12 protein-coding genes and 1 pseudogene are annotated in these 20,764 nt (G+C 41.8%); 6 read left to right on the plus strand and 7 right to left on the minus strand.

Annotation, left to right across the window (positions count from 1 at the left end; translation table 11 throughout):
- Positions 1–277 precede the first annotated feature (277 nt).
- The 4 genes from RWY97_RS09680 to RWY97_RS09695 form a co-directional block, all read right to left on the minus strand.
- Positions 278–2,191 (minus strand): RecQ family ATP-dependent DNA helicase, encoded by a 1,914-nt coding sequence (locus tag RWY97_RS09680; protein ID WP_315566903.1) that lies wholly within the window; start codon positions 2,189–2,191, stop codon positions 278–280.
- Positions 2,188–3,951: a single-stranded-DNA-specific exonuclease RecJ gene (recJ, locus tag RWY97_RS09685; RefSeq protein ID WP_315566904.1), complete on the minus strand. Its 1,764-nt coding sequence runs from the start codon at positions 3,949–3,951 to the stop codon at positions 2,188–2,190. The genes RWY97_RS09680 and recJ overlap by 4 nt, the downstream gene beginning before the upstream one ends.
- Before the next feature lie 153 nt (positions 3,952–4,104).
- On the minus strand, positions 4,105–5,307 hold the full coding sequence (locus RWY97_RS09690; protein ID WP_314079583.1) for a C1 family peptidase: 1,203 nt from the start codon (positions 5,305–5,307) through the stop codon (positions 4,105–4,107).
- A gap of 22 nt (positions 5,308–5,329) precedes the next feature.
- Complete coding sequence (locus tag RWY97_RS09695) at positions 5,330–6,730, minus strand: aminopeptidase P family protein (RefSeq protein ID WP_315566906.1); 1,401 nt, start codon at positions 6,728–6,730, stop codon at positions 5,330–5,332.
- 84 nt (positions 6,731–6,814) lie between these two features.
- Between RWY97_RS09695 and RWY97_RS09700 the strand changes: the two genes are divergently transcribed.
- Positions 6,815–7,669, plus strand: a complete 855-nt coding sequence (locus tag RWY97_RS09700; protein WP_024992341.1) for a patatin-like phospholipase family protein — start codon at positions 6,815–6,817, stop codon at positions 7,667–7,669.
- Between the two features lie 67 nt (positions 7,670–7,736).
- Here RWY97_RS09700 and RWY97_RS09705 read toward each other — a convergent pair whose 3' ends face one another.
- Together RWY97_RS09705 and trmD are read right to left on the minus strand one after the other, a co-directional pair.
- A complete protein-coding gene (locus RWY97_RS09705) occupies positions 7,737–8,255 on the minus strand; it encodes a DUF805 domain-containing protein (RefSeq protein WP_315566908.1) in 519 nt (172 codons plus the stop codon).
- 37 nt (positions 8,256–8,292) lie between these two features.
- Positions 8,293–8,967 (minus strand): tRNA (guanosine(37)-N1)-methyltransferase TrmD, encoded by a 675-nt coding sequence (trmD, locus tag RWY97_RS09710; RefSeq protein WP_021583597.1) that lies wholly within the window; start codon positions 8,965–8,967, stop codon positions 8,293–8,295.
- Positions 8,968–9,382: 415 nt separating this feature from the next.
- Here trmD and RWY97_RS09715 point away from each other — a divergent pair, with 415 nt between their 5' ends.
- Genes RWY97_RS09715 through RWY97_RS09730 form a run of 4 tightly spaced genes read left to right on the plus strand, consistent with a single transcriptional unit; the run spans position 9,383 to position 18,857 of the window.
- Positions 9,383–12,514: a SusC/RagA family TonB-linked outer membrane protein gene (locus RWY97_RS09715; protein ID WP_315566911.1), complete on the plus strand. Its 3,132-nt coding sequence runs from the start codon at positions 9,383–9,385 to the stop codon at positions 12,512–12,514.
- Positions 12,515–12,524: 10 nt separating this feature from the next.
- On the plus strand, positions 12,525–14,357 hold the full coding sequence (locus RWY97_RS09720) for a RagB/SusD family nutrient uptake outer membrane protein (protein ID WP_315566913.1): 1,833 nt from the start codon (positions 12,525–12,527) through the stop codon (positions 14,355–14,357).
- Between the two features lie 27 nt (positions 14,358–14,384).
- The gene (locus tag RWY97_RS09725) at positions 14,385–17,162 is read left to right on the plus strand and encodes a SusC/RagA family TonB-linked outer membrane protein (protein ID WP_315566915.1); all 2,778 of its coding nucleotides are present in this window, start codon (positions 14,385–14,387) and stop codon (positions 17,160–17,162) included.
- Positions 17,163–17,180: 18 nt separating this feature from the next.
- Positions 17,181–18,857, plus strand: coding sequence for a RagB/SusD family nutrient uptake outer membrane protein (locus RWY97_RS09730; protein ID WP_315566917.1), 1,677 nt, complete (start codon positions 17,181–17,183; stop codon positions 18,855–18,857).
- Between the two features lie 1,039 nt (positions 18,858–19,896).
- Here RWY97_RS09730 and RWY97_RS09735 read toward each other — a convergent pair.
- A complete protein-coding gene (locus RWY97_RS09735; protein WP_315566919.1) occupies positions 19,897–20,133 on the minus strand; it encodes a hypothetical protein in 237 nt (78 codons plus the stop codon).
- Positions 20,134–20,447: 314 nt separating this feature from the next.
- On the opposite strand from RWY97_RS09735, the pseudogene RWY97_RS09960 reads away from it, so the two are divergent.
- Positions 20,448–20,555 (plus strand): annotated as a pseudogene (locus tag RWY97_RS09960) (IS982 family transposase); the annotation flags it as partial.
- Positions 20,556–20,764 lie beyond the last annotated feature (209 nt).

A 20,764-nucleotide genomic window follows, 5' to 3' on the forward strand; every position in this document is an offset into this window, starting at 1 on the left:
TAAAACGATAGTACTTTTTCTGTAAAACGATAGTACTTTTCATATAAAACGATAGTACCTTTCGCTGAAAAGAACCGTACTTTTTCTTCAAAGGCAGTAATGTCTTTTGTTGGTAGGTATAGTTCTTTTGCTGAAAGCGGCATTATCTTTCGTCGAAAATGATGTTGTTTTTACCATAAAATGATGGTATTTTTTAGGTAAAATGGTTGTATTTTTTTCTGATGAAATCTTTTACCTTTGTTTATTCAGTACGATGAGAGGAAAGGAAATGTGTGTGTTATTTGGTCAACCGAATGGTTTCGTCCTCAGAGAGGATGAGTTCTTCATTGATAAGATAGCGGAGAGCATCGTTTAACAGGTGCGGAGAATGACGAAGCGTTTTTAACTCGGCGATGGAGTGGGGGAGGTGGTCGCTTAGGAGAGCAAGGATCTCTTGTCGAATCTGTTCGGGGAGATTGGCAGAAGACCGATTTGTCCGACGGTTGAGACAGACGTCGCACTGCGTGCAATCTTTTGTATGCTGCTCTCCGAAGTAGTGAAGAAGTTGCCGGCTGCGACAGGTATTATTGTCTGTGATATATTGTTTCATTGCCAGAATGCGGCGAACGAGTTGCTCCTTACGCTCCTCATAAACTGCCTGTGGAATATGGATACGCGCGGTTTCTTCGCGATCTTGCGTGTAAGTAATGAACGGCATTTTGCGACGGGGAACGAAGTGTAGAATGCGGCGTCGGCTCAATGCCTTTAAGTTGAGATAAACTTGCTGCTCGGTAAGACCTGCTCGTTGGGCCATCAGCTCCTCGTTGATGTAAACATAGTCGTTGAACAGGCCGCCGTAAGTACGCAAGAGAGACGTGATGACGGCCTCTTCATTCGGATTGGTTTCATTCAAACGATAGAGTTCGTTGCGGTCGAGCAGGAACATTACACGGGCTGCGGCATCGGGATCGGTTTCATAATGGATGTATCCGGCACGTTCTAAAATATGAAGGGCGGCATTTGCCTGTATGGGAAAATGTTTGAATGTGTGACAGAATTTGTCGATGTCGAACTCAGATGTATAACCGTTTCCGCTTCCTGCACCAATCTGATAGTAATAGGCGAGATGTTCGTATACCTTCTTTATATAGTCTTTCTCGGGGAAATTATCGGCAACTCGTCTATCCAATTTGCTCGTATCATTGTTGCTATGAAGCAGTACGGCGTAAGCTTTTCTTCCGTCTCGCCCTGCACGGCCTGCTTCTTGGAAATATGCTTCGATAGAATCGGGACAATCGATGTGGACAACCGTACGCACATCGGGCTTGTCTATACCCATTCCGAAAGCATTGGTGGCCACGATGACACGTATGTTATCTGCCTGCCAATCCTTTTGTCGATTATCTTTGACTGCGTGGTCGAGACCGGCGTGATAGAAGGTGGCGCTGATCTGATGCGTTTCCAACAATTGGGCAATCTCTTTGGTCTTGCGCCGGCTACGCACGTAAACGATGGCACTGCCGCTGACGAGAGTGAGGATATGAATAAGTTCGGCTTCTTTATTTTCTGTATGTCGCACGACATAGGTCAGGTTTTTTCGCTCGAAACTCATCCGAAAAACGTTTTTCTCGGTAAAGCCTAATTGAGTCTGAATATCGTCTACAACCTCTGGCGTTGCGGTTGCAGTCAAAGCAAGAATCGGAATGCCCGGTTTCAGTCGGCGAATAATGGCAATGTTCAAATAGGCCGGTCGAAAATCATATCCCCATTGACTGATACAGTGGGCTTCGTCGACGGTGATGAAACTGATGCGGATGTGTTTCAGTTTGGCTTGAAACAACTCAGATCCCAGTCGTTCAGGTGAGATATAGAGGAGCTTGACACCTCCGAAGATGCAATTTTCGAGCGCTTTAATAATCTCCTGTCGCGACATTCCTGAATAGATTGCCGTGGCTTGAATACCGAGCCGACGTAGATGCATCATCTGATCTTTCATTAGCGCGATGAGTGGTGTGATGACGATGCATACGCCTTCGGTTGCAAGAGCCGGCACTTGGAATGTTAGCGACTTTCCTCCTCCTGTGGGCATCAGTCCAAGTGTATCGCGACCGCTACCGATACTCTCGATAATATCGCGTTGGATGTCGCGGAAATCTTCGTATCCCCAGTATTCCCGCAGTATTTTGATATATTTGTCGATGGGCGAGTTCAAGTTCGGGTCTCGTTCAGAATATATGTTTTGGCATTTCGATATTCCTCTGCGGGCCGAATGTCTTCGATTTGTAATTGAAGCGAACCATGTTTGAAGACGTTGTTTTCGATGGTAAAGGCAATATCGAAGCTGCATTTCGACTTGATATATCGCACCGAAGCACTTTGCCCGAAAGCAATTCCGTTGACTACACTGCTCGATTTTGAATCAACGAGTTCTAATTTAATATGCTCCTGCTCACGCCCTACCACTTTACTGGTGCCATAATCGTAAACGTCGACCGTACAAAAAAGTGGCTTTTGATTACCTGGACCGAAAGGCGAAAAACGTTTCAAATCGTTGTGCAATCGTTTTGTAATGTCTTTAAAATCAATGATTGCATCGATATTGAGTGTGGCCTCTGTCTGTTCGGGTTGGATATGTTCGTCAACATATTGTTGAAATCTGGCACGAAAAATATCGATGTCGCTCCATCTTAAAGTAAGTCCTGCGGCATAAGTGTGCCCTCCAAAGTTGACTAAAAGGTCACGACAGCTCTTAATAGCCGAATAAACATCGAATCCTGTCACGCTGCGAGCCGACCCTGTAGCATAATCTCCGTCGCGAGTAAGAATCACTGTCGGACGGAAGTATATCTCTGTAAGTCGCGAAGCAACGATGCCGATTACACCTTTTTTCCAATTCTCATCATAAAGCACAATGGATGAGCGGTGCTGCTGACTCTCCAATTTTGCCACGATTTGATTGGCTTCTTCGGTCATTTGCTTATCAATGTCTTTGCGTTGTTCATTATATTCATTAATATGCCTTGCCTTTTTCAGCGCAATTCCATAGTCTTTTTCCACAAGCAGGTCAACGCTCTCTTTTCCGTTCTCCATACGCCCTGATGCATTGATTCGCGGTCCGATCTTAAAAATAATGTCACTCATCGACAGCTCGCGGCCGTTAAGTCCGCAGATGTCTATAATGGCTTTCAGACCGAGATTGGAATTTTGGTTCAGCTGTTTGAGTCCATGGAATGCCAGAATTCGGTTCTCGTCGACCACAGGAACGATGTCCGCAGCGATGCTCACGGCACAGAAATCAAGTAGGGGAATAAGTCGCGAGAAAGGAATGGCATTGTTCTTGGCAAATGCCTGCATAAATTTGAAGCCCACACCACAGCCACAAAGATGTTTGAATGGATATGTGTCGTCAGGTCGTTTAGGATTAAGAATTGCTACAGCCTTGGGCATCACCTCGTCGGGAACGTGATGATCGCAGATGATAAAGTCTATACCGAGATCTTTGGCATAAGCAATTTCATCGATTGCTTTAATACCGCAATCAAGGATGATAATGAGTTTGACACCCGTTTCCTTGGCATAGTCTATTCCTTTTTTGCTGACTCCATATCCTTCTTCATAACGATCGGGAATATAGTAGTCTATATTGGAATAGAATTGCTGTAAAAACTTGTACACCAGAGCCACTGCCGTACATCCGTCTACATCATAATCACCGTACACCAAGATACGTTCCTTGCGACCCATTGCATCGTTCAGTCGGTCGACTGCAATATCCATATCTTTCATCAAGAACGGATTGATAAGGTCGGCAAGCTGCGGTCGGAAGAAACGCTTAGCCGCCGATTCGGTGCTGATACCGCGACGGATAAGCAAAAGAGATAATATGGGACTGATATTCAGTTTCTCTCCCAGCTCCTTAGCTGCCTGTTCCTCTTCTGATGTGGGTGATTCGTAATTCCATTTGAAGTGCATTTATATGTTTTTTTATTTCTTTTCGCGATTAGAGATCGTGTCAATCAAACGACAATCCGAGCCCAAAGTTACGAAATATAAATAAGAAAATGGCAGTTTCTGATGGAAAAAACAGAAACTGCCGTTATTTTATTCAGCCCTTAAAAATAGCTATCAGATGCCTATTTTCTTGCGGATATCTTTGGGAATGGCATTTTTATTCACCATAAAGTCCATTGTGTTGGCAGCGATGAAAGTTTTGGTCATATACCAAATACCCTTGTAATCGCCGGTCTCTCCCCACGAGTTTTTCACCATATAATACTCTTTGCCATTTTGATCCTTGGCAATTCCGTAGATCAACATACCGTGATCGTCAGTAAGTTCCCAGTTATCAAAACGCTCTTGGCGCATCTTCTGAGTGGGAATAATTTCGGGAGCTAAGCAACCTAACGAGTCGAGCTTATTGCTCTTCTCTGTTTTAGTAAGCTTAAGCCACCGAGCCATATCGCTGCCGGCAAGTCCCGGCATCTTTTTCGTGTCATAAGCATAACCCAATCCCTGACGAGTAAAACCGTCTTCGGACACATCTCCTCCCCAAGCTACGGTGTAACCATTCATCACTGCATTGTCGATAATACGCATCATATCTTCCATCGGAAGATTCCAAGATAACGGATTACGCCAATTGTCTTGAACTTCTACGGCGAATTGAGCCCAGAATGGATGATGTGTATAGCTGGTAACAGTTACGTAATCATCGAAGTTAAGACCAAGACTTTCTGCAAATGATTTCGGTGTATAGGTCTTGCCTTGATAGGTAAATGACTGAGGGCACTTGCCTAAATAAGAATCTAAGATGCCCTGTAAACCTACTTGCCACTGTGTTGTCAATTTCTTTGCTCTTGTTTTTGCAATAGCCGTTACATAGGGACTCATTACTTCAAACAGCTCGTTATAGTTGTTGAGCGAATCACCATAAAGTGTTCCTGGCAACGGCATTGCGTTTTCAGGACAGATACCGTAGTTTTGGAGACAATAAAGCACATCATAAGCGCTTCCGCCCTGTGCAAATTGGCAATCGCCGTGCAGCCGGACAACCTGGCGGGCGCGGTCCATATACGTTTTGTTAGCCACGAATGATTCACAGAGGTCATAGGTCTTGCCGGTAGCTTTGAGGATTTCGCTCTCGAAATAACTCAATGTCGAGTAATCCCAACACGTACCGCTGCGACTCTGATTCTTGATACTCGTAATTTTGTTTTCTTTGACAACGGTAAACACCGGTTTGTTTTTGTTTACGCTGTTGCGTTTGTTTTTCGCACTTACGCCTGTCGTTACTAAGGCGAGTAATGCGAGTGCTAAAACTTTCTTCATTGTTTTTATTGTGTCATTTGATTTAGTTATTCTCCATAAATGCCTCAACATCCTTGGGATGATAAGGTATGAGGTCTTTCCCTATGAAGCGACAGCCGTCCTTAGTGATGAGAATATCGTCTTCGATACGTATGCCACCGAAATCTTTATAAGTTTCCAATTTATCGAAATTGAGGAACTCTTTACAGTGTCCCGATGCTTTCCACTCATCGATTAAAGCCGGAATGAAATAGATACCCGGCTCATCTGTCACGACAAAACCTTCTTCCAAGCGACGCCCCATACGTAGGCAATTGGTACCAAACTGCTCTAATTTGGGTCTGGTCTCTTCGTCGAAGCCCACGTTGATTTGATCAAAGTTTTCCATATCGTGCACATCTAAACCCATCATATGGCCCAATCCGTGGGGTAGAAACATAGCGTGTGCTCCGGCTCGAACAGCTTCTTCAGTATCACCTTTCATCAAACCGAGTTCTTTCAATCGGTCGGTCATTAGTCGGCATACAGCCAAATGAATATCGAAGTATTTTGCTCCGGGTTTGGATATCTCTAAAGCATAGTCGTGGCAAGCCTCGACAATACTGTATATCTCTAACTGCCGCTGGGTAAACTTACCTGTTACAGGCATTGTACGAGTGTTATCCGAACAATAATTCATCATATTCTCGGCCCCAGCATCACACAGAGCCAGCTTACCTGCTTCCAACTTGTTGAGTGAAGGAGTACCGTGCAGGATCTCGCCGTGCTGTGTAAAAATTGTAGGAAAGCTCACCATAGATCCATAAGAATGCGCAATGCCGTCCACCTGACCGGCTATATATTTTTCGGTTACGCCCGGTTTGACCAGTCGCATTGCCGTAGTGTGCATCTCATAACCGATGACTGCCGCCCGCTCTAATTCTTCTATCTCTTCTGCATCTTTTGTCGAGCGCATCTTTACGATAGCTTTAATTAGATCCATTGAAGCAGACTCTTTCTGTTGATTGGGATGGATGCCGAGCAAATCGAATATCTGTAACTTGATGTCAAAGCGATAGGGAGGCAGGAAATGGATTCTGCGCATTGCGCGAAGTGCATCATTGCAGATATTTGTCAATAGCTTCATCGGTGCAGAATGAGCTACGCCAACTTCAGAAGCCATATTGCTTACACTGTTCACGCTACCATACCATACGATATCTTCGATATCTATATCATCACCGATTAGCGTTTCGGTGTCATTATCTACATCAATCACGCCGACAAGCCCATCGCGTTGCTGACCAAAATAGTATAGAAACGATGAATCTTGACGGAACGGATAGTAGCCATTGTTAGGGAAATTACTGGGCGACTCATTGTTGCCGAATAATACTATTACTCCGTTCCCCACAAGCCTTTTTAGCTCATTGCGGCGACGAATATAGGTTTCTTTGTTAAACATAATATTATTTTTTAGAACGTTTGCCTGCAAAGGTAATAAAATTCAGATAAAAACAATTATCTTTGCAGTGAATTTTTCAGATTTATGAAGATAGATACCGATACGGGATTAGTGCTTGAAGGCGGAGGTATGCGCGGCGTTTTCACTTGTGGCGTATTAGATGCTTTGATGAAACACGATATATATTTCAATTATATCGTGGCAGTTTCGGCAGGTGCTTGTAACGGAATGTCGTATATGAGCAGGCAACCACGCCGCGCCCGAATATCCAATATCGATTATTTGGCACGTTACGACTATATTGGTCTGCGCCATCTTGTCACACAGGGCTGCATTTTTGACCAGGAGCTTCTCTACGACAAATTTCCCAATCAATATCTACCTTTCGATTACGAAACTTACTTTTGCAATCCCGCCACATTTGAAATGGTGACGACTAACTGCGACACCGGTCGGGCTATGTATCTTTCAGAGTACAGCGATCGTCGGCGTTTACTCGATATTGTGCGTGCTTCGAGCAGTCTGCCTTATGTGAGCAAGATCGTAATAGTGGACGGCATACCGATGCTCGACGGCGGAATTGTCGATAGTATTCCGATTCAGCGCGCCATGGAAACAGGTCATCGATATAACATTATAGTGATGACACGTAACCGTGGATATCGCAACACCGGCCGTGATCACAAGATTCCAAACTTCATTTACAAGAATTATCCTCGTTTACGCGTAGCTTTGAGTCGCCGAATTGCGGCGTATAATGAACAATTACAGATGGTGGAAGAGTTGGAAAGTCGTGGGGAAATCTTCTGTATCCGCCCAAGCCATCCCTTGGAAGTCGCTCGAATCGAAAGAGACACGGCAAAACTTGAGCGCCTTTATGAAGACGGTTTCACGCAAGGCGAGCAGTTTTGTAATTCTATATCGAAATCGACGTTTTAAAGATGCGTCGTTTCGCATAAAACAAAGCAATGCGGGGGGTACTTTGGTTGAGCCCCCCGCATTGCTCTTATTCATTGATTATATATTTGGGGGATTCCCCATATTTGTTGGATTCAGGTCTGCCGTCTAACAAACAGAAAATAATTGTGACAAGACTGGTTACCGTATAGACCAGTCCCAATACCATCAGCACTGGATTAAAAAGAGCTTTCATTACCGATTGTGGATCTGTATTGACAGCCATCATTTGTTCGCTGATACCGCTCAAGTTGAAATAGAGAGAGTAAGCTAATATTGAAATCCAACTCACAACGACCCACCATTTACTCTTTCCCGTATCTTGTAGACGACGAACAGTCACAGCAAGAGCTGCAAACCATAAGAGAGGTGTAATAATGGAGGTTACTATGGGGGGAAGAATTTTACCAAGCAACCAGCTGATGATAAAGTACCCGATGAGGAAAGCCAACATAAACCACCAGTATTCAGATCGGCGTGAACGTCCTTTGAAATCCGTCACTCTTCCGGAAGCGAGTTTAATCGCTTCTCCGAAACTCAATTGTGGTTTTGCAGTTACATTGTTCATAATCATTACATTATGTTTTATAAATCTGTTAAATCATTCATTTTAATAGATCGGGGCGCAATCGCTTAGTGCGTTCATAACTCTGCTCAATTTCCCAGTCCTTTATTTTTGCTTCATTTCCACTCAGAAGGATATCAGGAACTTTCCAACCTTTATAGTCGGCAGGACGTGTGTAGATGGGAGCGGAGAGCATATCGTCTTGAAAGCAATCAGAGAATGCACTCTGTTCATCACTAATTACGCCTGGTACCAATCGTACAATTGCGTCTGCCATTACGGCTGCAGCCAGTTCACCACCCGTCAAGACATAGTCGCCGATAGAGATTTCACGTGTGATGAGATGGTCGCGTATCCGTTGATCGATGCCCTTATAGTGTCCACATAATATAATAATGTTACCTTTCAGTGATAAGTCATTGGCCACGTGCTGGCTGAATTGTTCACCATCAGGTGTCGTAAAGATTACCTCATCGTATGTCCGTTCCGCTTTCAGGGCCGAGATACACCGATCAATAGGTTCGCATTGCATTACCATTCCGGCAAATCCGCCATAAGGATAATCGTCCACACGTCGCCATTTATCTTTTGTATAATTACGGAGATTATGTAAACAGATTTCTGCCAATCCTTTTTTTTGTGCACGTGCTAAAATGGATTCGTTGACAAAACCTTCTAACATCTCCGGCAATACGGTTATGATGTCTATTCTCATTATGATGACAAAGTTAGCAAAATTTTACTTTTCCTTTATGATTCCGACGTTAAAAAATGTTTGTATTATCGTGTGTTGTTATGTCATTTATACTCATAAGGTTATAATATACCGTTAATCGCTCTGCAATTAGCTGTTACTTGTCTTGCGATTAACGGCTTTTCAGCGTATAAAAAACCGTTATTTGCAGAGCGAGAAAGCGTAATTTATAAGTCAATGTAATTGCCGTGCTTCCCAATAATATTGATTACTCATAATTCAATAATATATAGATTTTATCTTTTTTGTACGATTTTGTACTTTATTTGAACAATAAAAGGCATTTTATATCTAATTGTCCATTAACTTTGCCACATAATAAACTTAACTAATTTAATAAAAAAGAAATCTACAACTTAACACTTAGTGTAATGTAATGAAAAGACAAATTATTCGATGCGGTATTCTGATACTATGTATAGGAACTTTACCGTTTTCCTCAGCTTATTCAGCTGAAATTGCGATTCAACAGACCAGTCAATCAAGTAAACGGTTTGATGTTCGAGGAACGGTTTCAGATGCTATGGGAATTATTGTCGGAGCAACAGTGAAGATTGTCGGCTCTAAGACAGGAACAGTGACAGATGTGAATGGTACTTTCCATTTAAAAGCAGTTGTCGGTGATAAAATCGAAATATCCTGTATAGGATATGAGACACAAACAATTGTGTGCAAGGGACAGGCTGTTCTAAAAATCAGAATGAAAGAGAATGCAGTGGCGCTTGATAATGTCCAAGTAATTGCCTATGGAGTTACACGGAAAGCAACGATTACAGGCGCATTGGCGTCCATCAATCAAGATGATTTACTTAAATCTCCCGTTGCCAATATGGGAAATGCACTGGCCGGAAAGATTTCGGGACTATCGAGTATTCAAACAAGCGGTCAACCCGGTGCGGATAATGCAGCTTTGTTTATCCGTGGAGTAGGCTCTTTGAATACATCATTATCTCAACCCTTGATTTTAGTAGACGGAGTAGAGCGTCCTTTTTCTCAGATAGATCCTAATGAGGTTGACGATATAACCGTATTAAAAGATGCCTCTGCTACGGCTGTATTTGGTGTTCGAGGTGCAAATGGAGTTATTTTGGTAACGACAAAACGTGGAATGAAAGAGAAACCGAGATTAAGTTTCTCGACATCGATAGGTTTTCAGATTCCATCCAGAATTCCCGATTTTGCGAATAGTTATGAATGGGCTACAGAATATAATCGTGCCCAAAAGCACGACGGTGTATCCGAAGATATGCTTGGATTCTCAACAGCAGATATAGAAAAGTTCAGAACTAACAGCAGTCCGCTTACGCATCCGAATGTGAATTGGATAGATCTGTTGATTCGTAATTCTGCCATACAAACACAACATAATTTCAATATTTCAGGAGGGACAGAACGTGTAAAGTATTTTGCATCATTGGGTGTGTTCACACAAGATGGTCTCTTCAAGGTGTATAAAAACAGAAATGATAAAGGGTTTAGATACGATCGTTATAACTATCGTGTTAATTTAGATATTGACGTTACTCGAACAACTGCTGTTCAAATTAATCTCGGCGGTTACTTGGGGGACCGGCAAGAACCGAACTATAATAATGGTTCAACGAGCAATGTTGGATATCTTTTCAGAGATCTTTATTCCACTGTACCATTCAGTGGAGCTGGTTTAGTCGATGGTAAACGCATTCGGATGAACTCCAATCAGTTCTCAATAGGTAATATACAGGATGGTCTCAACATCTACTATGGAAAAGGTTACAATACAACTGTACATAATACATTGAATTTTGATTTTAAGCTATCGCAGAAACTGAATTTCTTGACCAAAGGGTTAACTTTCCATGTGAAATGTTCTTATAACAGCGGTGTGACGATCTATAAACGGAGAGAAGGAAGAGAACCCTTGTATGAACCGGTTATCAATGGAGATGGAAAAACAGTATTGAAATTGATTCATAGTTACCAAAAGTTGGGATATTCTGAATCGGATGCTTTATCTAAGAATTGGTATTTAGAAGGAGCCTTTAATTATAAACGTAAATTCAGACAACATAATGTATCTGCACTGGCAATGTACAACCAAACGATGAAATACTATCCTACGGGTAATTTCACAGATATTCCACGAAGTTATATAGGTTTTGTCGGACGTGCTACTTATAATTATATGACCAAGTATCTTATGGATTTCAGTGTGGGTTATAATGGCTCTGAGAATTTTGCAAAAGGGCATCGTTTCGGCTTTTTCCCGGCCGGTTCTGTGGGGTGGATAGCATCGGAAGAAAAGTTCTTTAAAATGGTTAAACCCATCGTGACTTATCTGAAATTTAGAGTTTCTTATGGAAAGGTAGGAAATGATATAACCAGTGATAATTCACGTTTCCTATATCTTCCTGATACTTATCGCATCAGTTATGGCAGTTATAGCTTCGGAACAACTACAAGTTCGAAGATTGTAGGAGCGACAGAAGGTAAAATAGGAAATCCAAATGTAACTTGGGAAACAGCAACAAAACAAAACTATGGTATAGATATAAAAGCCTTCAAAAATAAACTTTCTTTTAACTTTGATTATTTTATAGAACACCGTAAGAATATTCTTATTTCTCGGGGCATAATTCCTGGCTATCTTGCAGTTCAACTACCCACAGTAAATATGGGTAAGGTTGATAATCACGGCTATGAGTTTAGTATGCGCTGGCAGGATCGGATTCGAGATATTAAGTATTATATAGGTACAAATCTTTCGTATGCAAAAAATAAAATTATATTTAAGGATGAAATCACTTATCCTTATAAATGGATGCAACGGACAGGAAAGCCTGTCGGACAAAATTTCGGATATGTATTCGATGGGTACTTTACAGAAGAGGAAGTGGCAAATTACCAAAGTTTGAAAGGTAAGAAAAATGGTATAGCTGATCAAGGGAGTGGATATATCCCATTGGCAGGAGATGTCAAATATAAAGACTTAAATGGAGATGGGAAAATTGATGAAAAAGATATTCGGGATATAGGCTACTCTAACTATCCGATCTATTCGCTTGGTGTTAATATGGGAGTCTCGTGGAAAGGTTTCGATTTTAGTATTACGTTTGCAGGAGCATTTAAAACATCCAGATTACTTAGTTCTACCTATCGTATTCCTTTTGGTGAAACGAATAATTCTAGTCTGATGCGATATATGATAACCGATGCTTGGACTCTTGAGAAAGGAAATAGGGCAAAGGCTCCTGCATTGTCATTGAGAAATAAATCGCATAATTATATAGATTCTGATTTATGGCTGAAAGATGCTTCTTATATCCGCTTGAAGAATATTGAATTAGGCTATTCAATTCCTAAGACAATTATTAAGCCCTTATATATAAACTCTTTGAGAGTGGCAGTTTCTGGATATAACCTTCTTACTTTTGACAACTTGAAAGTGAGTGATCCGGAGGCAAATCCCAATGGAAGAGCATATCCCTTGATTAAAATAATAAATTTTGGACTTAGAATAAGTTTTTAATGAATTATTTATGAAAACAAAATCATATATAGTGACAGGAATCCTGTCTATATTATTAGTTGCAACATCTTGTGAAGACCTGTCTTTTGGAAATAGTTTTTTACAAAAACCACCCAGCACAGATGTAACAATAGATACGATCTTTGCAAAAGGAGAGTATGCCAAAAGGGTATTATGGCGTAGTTATGGACTGTTACCTTATGGAATGGAGACCAATGGCTTTTGGACACAGATGTGTATGAGTACCATTGAAGGATTCACAGATTTGAACTATGATAATATCGGTTATTCAGCTTTATCAAAGACGTATTATCCTGGTCTATATAATGCTGCAGTAGAAGATAATACAACAAAGAATGCTAATAGAACTAAAATGCAATTTTCGCAATCTGGCATATGGACAGGAATTCGTCATGCTTGGTTATTTAAAGAAAATGTCGATCGTGTACCAGATATGGATAAAGCAGAGAAGTCGCGTATGAAAGCCGAAGCAGAAATGATGGTTGCTGTGTTCTATGCACATATGTTGAGACACTATGGCGCATTACCGATTATTGATCACGCGATAGCAGCAGATGATACCACATTTCCTGCTCGTGCTACTTTACAAGAGACTGTCGATTTCATCGTAAAGTTGTTAGACCGTGCTATTGCTTGTGAAGATTTTCCCTGGAGTATTCCAATGGATGAATTGGAAAATTGGGATGGAAGATTGACAAAGGCAGGAGCAATGGCACTGAAAACCCGTGTTTTACTGTTTGTTGCTAGTCCTTTATTTAATGCAGATCATCCGTTTGCTGAAGGAGAAGCTTCAGAAAAGAAAATGACTTGGTTTGGCAACTATGACAAGAATCGTTGGAAAGTAGCCGCAGACGCCTGTAAGAAATTCTTTGATGCATTGCAGACCAATGGATTCTATAAATTGGTCGAAAAGGGAGACAAAGGTATTACCGATGTGCGAGATGCCTATACAAGTGCATATTTCGATAGAGGAAATACTGAAGTTTTGGTATCAAGTAGACGTGAATTTCTAAGTACAAACAAAAATGGACAGTTTGATAAAGCTCTTAGGTGGGGAGCTTACTGTCCGACAAAGGAATTTTTTGATATGTTTGAGATGAAAGATGGACGGAAGTTTGATTGGAATGACGTCAAGATGAAAAAGAATCCGTTCTTGAATCGTGATCCAAGACTTTATGAAAATTTCATTTTAGATGGAGATCGTTATAACGGTCGAACAGCTGCAATGACAGAAGAAAAACCTGGTGATAAGGTAAATTATCCAAAAGGGAAAGACTGGAAACAAGGACGAATGCATGAATTAAGTCTATCTACTGGATTAGCTTGTCGAAAATGGGGGTTAGATCGTAATTCCGCCGCATATAATAGGCCTGTACAATGGCCTACAATACGATTAGCAGAGGTCTATTTGAATTATGCGGAGGCGCTGAATGAATATAATGATGGGCCAACAGAAGAGGCTTATCAATATATAAATAAAGTGCGTGCACGCGTGGATATGCCGGCGTTGAGACCTGGTATGACAAAGGATGAGTTCAGAGAAGCAGTTTTACGCGAGCGTGCCGTGGAATTTGCTTATGAAGAAGTACGTTTCTTCGACTTGATCCGTTGGAAGAAATACGATGTCTTTGAAATGCCTTTACATGGCCTCCATATTTATAAGCATAAAAAGACCAAGGAATATGTCTTTAAACCTTTTGCTTTGACGAAATATTATCGCGTATGGTGGAAAACGGGATGGGAACCAAGAATGTGTTTAAGCGCATTCCCATCCAAAGAAGTAAATAAGGGATATGGATTAGTACAAAATCCAGGGTGGTAGATATAAACTTTTTAAATAGAAAAGAAAATGAAATTCAAACTATATATTATAGCTTTCTTATTGATGCCGCTACAAATCTGTGCTCAATCGAAATCTACCGACAGTAGTCGGATACACAAGGATACTTATTTAATTACATATGGACGAAATGTTTCTTTCGATATCAAAGAAACAACGACGGCCACAGCGTTTACGACGAAAGAATCTCTCTCTCATCGTAAGGGAATTAATCCGCGAGATGTATTATACGGTTTAATCTCGGGAATGCAAGATTTGCAAAATCAAGGAGCAGCTTGGGAAACGACAGGAGATATTTTCATCCGCGGATATAATACATTGAATGCGAAATCTCCTTTAATTCTGATCGATGGTTTGGAGCGTGAACTCGGTCAGATTTCCATAGATGAGATTGAGAAAATAACGGTGCTTAAAGATGCTATTTCTACTGCTCTTTACGGAATGCGCGGAGCAAATGGGGTTGTTTTAGTAACGACAAAGAGAGGAGTTATGAGTAAACCAAAGATTAATTTCTCGTACGAGTTTAATTTGGGACAACCTTTTCGTACGCCCAAATTCGTGGATGGATATACATATGCTCAAGCACTGAATGAGGGAATGCTCAATGACGGTTTATCACCTCGATATAGTGTAGACGAGTTGTCTGCATTCAGAACAGGCAGTATCCCAAGTGTATATTCTAATGTCGATTGGTGGAAAGAGTCACTTCGTAATTACAGTACCGGAAATAATGTTACTTTCTCCGTAATTGGTGGAGGACAATATGTACGTTATTTCACGCAGCTAAATTATTTAAATGATATCGGGATATTTCGACCAGTAGCGAATAATGATGGATATTCTACGCAACTTAAATATTCTAAATTAAATATCCGCACAAATTTGGATATAACTTTGACACGGTACACGCAATTGCAGTTGAATATATTCGGTACATTCTCGGAACATAATCGACCCGGGGCTACAATCGGTGACATTTTTGGAGCTTTGTACAGAACTCCTTCTGGTGTGTTTCCGATAAAGAACGATCGTTACAATTGGGCAGGAACCACTGATATAGGAGATAATCCCGTGGCAATGATTTCTGGAACAGGATATGCCCGTTCACAGCAAAGAAACTTTTATGCAGATATGAAACTCTCGCAAAATCTGGATGCTTTACTGAAAGGACTTTCTGCCGGTGTTAGAATAGGTTTAGACAACAGTGCGGCTTATTGGGACTCGAATACTCGCAAATACGGATATGAACAAGCCTACTATGATTGGGAGAATAAGACTTATTCTTATAAAAATCTGCGCAATGAGACGGCTTTGAACGCCAGTCATTCTGTGGGTGCATCGAAAAATCATTTTAATCTGAATGCTTTTGCCAATTATCAGCGAAAATGGAATCGGAATTCTTTAAAAGTAATGGCACTATATAGTATGGATAAGGTGACGGCAAAAGGACAAAATAAATCTTACTCATTTATCGATGCGATAGGACAGATTCACTATGTATACGACCAGCGCTATCTACTTGACGTGTCTGTTTCCGGTTCGGCGGCAAGTATTCTCCGACCGGGACATCGATGGGGATTCTTTCCTGCTGTCGGTGCAGGATGGTTATTATCGGATGAGAAGTTTCTGAAAACCGATTGGCTGAATCTTCTGAAGCTTCGGGCTAGCTATGGAATCTCTGGTAGAGCAGATTTTGCCAATGATTTATATATGGATATGTATGGTGCGGGAGGAACTTATTTATTCGGAAAAACGCCGACCAAAACAAACGGACTTAAGATTACGCAATTGGCGCTTAGAGATCTGACTTACGAAAAGTCTCATAAACTAAACATCGGAATCGATTTCCGAGCCTTTAAAAAGCTATCCGTCGCGATGGACGTCTTCTATGATCGTCGTACGGACATCTTGGTCAGTACGGAGGGAAAAGTTTCTTCATTATTCGGACTACCTATACCGAAAGAAAATGTAGGAGTCGTAGACAATCGTGGATTTGAAAGCGATATACATTGGACAGACTTTACCAATCGATGGAAATATGCTATCGGCGGAACATTCAGTTTTACACGGAATAAAATCATTGAGCAGAACGAGGCTTATAAACCGTATGAGTATCTGCGTCGAACCAACAGACGTATCGGGCAAATCTACGGTTATGTTGTCGAAGGAATCTATCAGAATCAGGAGGAGATCAGGGACAGGAAAGTCGTTCAACGGTTATCTGAGATACGTCCCGGCGATTTGAAATACAAAGATCTCAATGGCGATAACATCATCGATTCTTATGATCAAAAGCCATTAGGCTATAGCCCTTTCCCTGAAATCTACTATTCTCTTGACCTGAATGTAGAATATAGAGGGGTAGGACTCTACGCACTGTTTCAAGGAACAGGCAACGTAAGCGTCATCACGAATACATCTGGTGTTTATCGGCCCTTATCTGGGAACCGAACGGTATCTACCGAGTATTATGACAACCGTTGGACGCCAGACCATCCGCAGGCAAAATATCCGAGACTGACGTCTACTGGCTCCGTAAATAATTACAGCAACAACTCGTTGTGGGTGAAAAATGGTTCTTATCTCAAGCTCCGTACATTGGAATTGTATTACACAGTTGGTAAGCGATTGCTGAGCAATCTGCGGTATATCAGTGCAGCCAGATGCTATGTACGGGCCTATGACCTGTGGTGTCTTGACAGAATCAAGACAATGGACCCCGAGAATATGAAAACAGGACATCCCTCGATGCGCCGATACGCGATCGGATTAAATTTAACTTTCTAATTGAAACGCCAAATAACAATGAAACATCTGAGATATATAACCGCATTACCAGCCGTCGTCTTATTGACAGCTTGCAGCTTTCTGGACACGGGCGAATCAACCTATTACGACAAGAACGAAACGCTTTATGACCCATCGAGAGTAACCCAGTTGTGTACTCAAGTTTACAGTTATCTGCCCGACGAGTTGTCCGGCATTTCAAGAACCTTGCAGGATGCAGCCACAGACGATGCCGTGTCAGGGTATAAAACGGCGCACATACAGCGATTTGTAGACGGAAGCTGGTCAGCAAATGATACTGTAGACAATGTCCTCGACAAGTATTACAGAGCGATACACGACGCTAACTTCTACTTGGAGAACTGCATCGGACTGACGTTTGACGATTGGAAATACTCTGACGGATTCCAAGACATATACAACAGCTATCTCAATTATCAGTACGAGGTACGATTTCTGCGCGCTTTTTATTACTTCGAGTTAGTGAAGCGATACGGTGGTGTGCCTTTGATTACGAAGACACTGACGAAAGAGCAAGCGAACACCGCCGAGCAAGCATCTGCAACAGACGTACTCAATTTTATCGTCGCAGAATGCACGGATCTTGTGCGGCACCTGCCCGACAAACCCACCACACTGCCCGGGGCCAATGCCAATATGCAACGCATCGGAAAAGGACCGGTCCTAGCCTTGAAATCACGTGCAACGCTCTATGCCGCCAGCCCACTGTTCAATCCAACCGGCGACGCGGAGAAATGGAAAGTTGCTGCTGCTGCTGCCGATGAGCTAATCAAACAAACCGCCGCGTTAGGCTATGCGATAGACAACGACTACAACAACCTTTTTGGAGCAACCAACAACCAGAGTCCCGAAATCATTTTATGCCGACCACAGGGGAAAACTACCCGTTTCGAGGCATCAAACTATCCGATCGGAGTCAGCAACGGATCGGGAAACACCTGTCCCACGGAAAATCTCGTCAGTGCCTACGAAATGAATGATGGTAGCAAATTCAACTGGGACGATCCTGTTGCTGCTGCCGACCCTTATGCTAACAGAGATCCGCGGTTGGAGATGACTATCGTCTGCAACGGCGTGAAATGGCCGTCAACTGAACCTGTCGAAACCTTCATCGGCGGAAAGAACGGTCAACCCCTGCAAAACGCCACGCCCACGGGATATTACTTGCGAAAATACCTCAACAACAAGATTACCTTTGAGGCGGGAAAAAATACCAACAGCTTCGACCACAACTGGGTTATCTTCCGTTATGCAGAAATCCTTCTCAACTATGCCGAGGCGGCAGCCCAAGCCTATGGACCAGACATCAAACCAGCCGGTCTGTCGCTTACGGCCCGTGAAGCCATCAATCTTGTCAGAGCACGTCAGAGTGTGCAGATGCCAGCTTTTCCCGAAGGGATACCGACAACCGACTTCCTTGCCCGACTGCGCAACGAGCGGCGCGTAGAGCTGGCCTTTGAGGGCCATCGTTTCTGGGATCTGCGCAGGTGGCGTTTGATGGATGAGATGAAAGACATCTATCAGGTAAGAATCGAGAAGAAGGCCGACGGCTCTTTCACATACTTGAAACAGAAACTCATCTCTTATACTATTTCCAACAAACTCTATTTCTACCCCTTTGCAAACGCCGAGCTATACAAGAACAAGCGTTTAAAACAAAATCCCGGCTGGTAATCCAGCCGTATTACCCGACAGCAGGTTTCCCTGAAAAGGGTAGTGGCCCTCCGCCATTTCTGGCGGAGGGTTTTTATTGAAAAGGTATAGCAGGTCTGCCGCATCAAATTTGTGTTTATAGTTTCCATTTCTCGTCTATAACTTACCCCAGTTCGGGATAAGAAAGTTGTTTTTCTGCCAGCGGAATAAACTTTTCCATTTTTCGATTCTCAATCTACGGAAACCGGTCGAAAAATACTTTTTTTCTCTGTTTCCACTTGGAATTGTTCATAAATCTTTGTTTTTCTTCTAATTCCATCGGAAACAGCAAATAAATTTAAATATATTTACACTTTCTAAATGGAAAGAAGAAATTTATTTTTGTTTATTTACATTTTCCAATGGAAAGAGGATTTTTATTTGCACTTCTCGATAGAAAGAGAGAATATATCTTATTTATTAACGCTTTCTTGTCGTCTTGAGACTATTTCTTTTTTCTTTATTTTCCGATGGATTGAGCTGCTTTCTCACAAAAATTTTCTCTTTCTATTCGCAGATAAATGATAGAGTCGCTTTTCGGTTACTTTCTTATCCCAATTTGGCGTATAACTTGTATGAAATAGTTGGGAGTCCAGGTTATGAGTTTTTCTCTTGTATTTAAGACAGTTCTTGCATTCAGAATTTTTGCGTTATATAAGGGGCGTTTTACTCACCGGTGAGAATTTATTGGTAGGTATTGTAGTGCTTACATTGTGCGTTTTGGTTGTGAAAGTCACGTCAAGTTGCACTCTTGATGCCCTAATGTGTGCGGATGACCTGCGTGATACAATCGAGTCTAAAGTAAAGGAGGTAATGTAATTTGGTAATAATGCTACTCACGACGGCTGTAATAATGCTCCTTGGAAGTAGGACAGTGTATGGTGCATAGGCGGTGCTCGCGGCCGTTATTCCCGACCTTAGTAATCGATATCATCGAATTCGGTTTTGATCTACTCGTAAAGTTTGCGATGGCTCTTTTACACGCAGATGAGGTAGTCTACCTTCTTGCGCGTGAATAGGTCTACGATTTTGTGCTGACAGCCGATGCCATATACTTTACCGCCAGCTGGTAGGATTTATATAGTAATGTCATCTGGGCATTGGTGGTCGCCGTTGGTGTCTGCTGCTTGTTCATCTGCCGTCCTATCTCCATCAGTTTGGTATGTCGTTTCTCCCTTTCGGGGTCTTCTTTTGGTACTTCATAGAAACTGTCGAGCATACGGTTGATGTCCTGATATGCCGCTGCAGAAGTCTGCATCTGTCGAAATAGACCTCTACCGTTCCTCTCTCCTGTGTTGCCGTAGTCATTATTGTTTTCATAGGATTCATCTGGTTCGCCGACGGAGACGTCCCGAACATCTCACCCAGGTCTTGCATAGTACAGGCTTGTTCCTAATGAGTCCTGTCTCTTTATGGAGCCGGCATATCGGAGTTTAAATCTCCAGTCTTCTGTTCTTTTTTCTTTTCAAAAGGTGCGAAGATGAGCCATATGGAAGCTGTAAAAAGCAGAAACATAAATGGGTAGACAACTTCTTGTATGTTGTGTACTTTAGGTTGACAACATATACTTTTGATAACTTGGTTATAAATCTAATAGTAAGGCTCATTGCATACAATCTACTGTCAAAGAAGCCAGCAATGAATATTGACATTATAGATAAAAGCAAGCTTATTGCCTGATTCTTATATCGAACTCATGTTAATATATGCAGTGTTCCTTTACTTGCAAATCTTCAGTAATTTATACTAAAATATAAAATTAAGGTTTTATAATTTTGTTGTTCTATTATTTATTCTTATCTTTTCGTTCAGAATTGGTAGGCTATATTATTTGTGTAAAATAATTTGTGTGCCATTACGGAAAACCTAAAGTAAAACTTAAAATATGA

It is taken from the genome of Hoylesella pleuritidis (genome assembly GCF_963541955.1).
Lineage (GTDB): Bacteria > Bacteroidota > Bacteroidia > Bacteroidales > Bacteroidaceae > Prevotella > Prevotella pleuritidis.

Coding starts and splice junctions, on each gene's coding strand:
- recJ (WP_315566904.1), bottom strand. CDS start 3,951: ATGCACTTCAAATGGAATTACGAATCACCCACATCAGAAGAGGAACAG.
- RWY97_RS09690 (WP_314079583.1), bottom strand. CDS start 5,307: ATGAAGAAAGTTTTAGCACTCGCATTACTCGCCTTAGTAACGACAGGC.
- RWY97_RS09695 (WP_315566906.1), bottom strand. CDS start 6,730: ATGTTTAACAAAGAAACCTATATTCGTCGCCGCAATGAGCTAAAAAGG.
- RWY97_RS09700 (WP_024992341.1), top strand. CDS start 6,815: ATGAAGATAGATACCGATACGGGATTAGTGCTTGAAGGCGGAGGTATG.
- RWY97_RS09705 (WP_315566908.1), bottom strand. CDS start 8,255: ATGAACAATGTAACTGCAAAACCACAATTGAGTTTCGGAGAAGCGATT.
- trmD (WP_021583597.1), bottom strand. CDS start 8,967: ATGAGAATAGACATCATAACCGTATTGCCGGAGATGTTAGAAGGTTTT.
- RWY97_RS09715 (WP_315566911.1), top strand. CDS start 9,383: ATGAAAAGACAAATTATTCGATGCGGTATTCTGATACTATGTATAGGA.
- RWY97_RS09720 (WP_315566913.1), top strand. CDS start 12,525: ATGAAAACAAAATCATATATAGTGACAGGAATCCTGTCTATATTATTA.
- RWY97_RS09725 (WP_315566915.1), top strand. CDS start 14,385: ATGAAATTCAAACTATATATTATAGCTTTCTTATTGATGCCGCTACAA.
- RWY97_RS09730 (WP_315566917.1), top strand. CDS start 17,181: ATGAAACATCTGAGATATATAACCGCATTACCAGCCGTCGTCTTATTG.
- RWY97_RS09735 (WP_315566919.1), bottom strand. CDS start 20,133: ATGCAGACTTCTGCAGCGGCATATCAGGACATCAACCGTATGCTCGAC.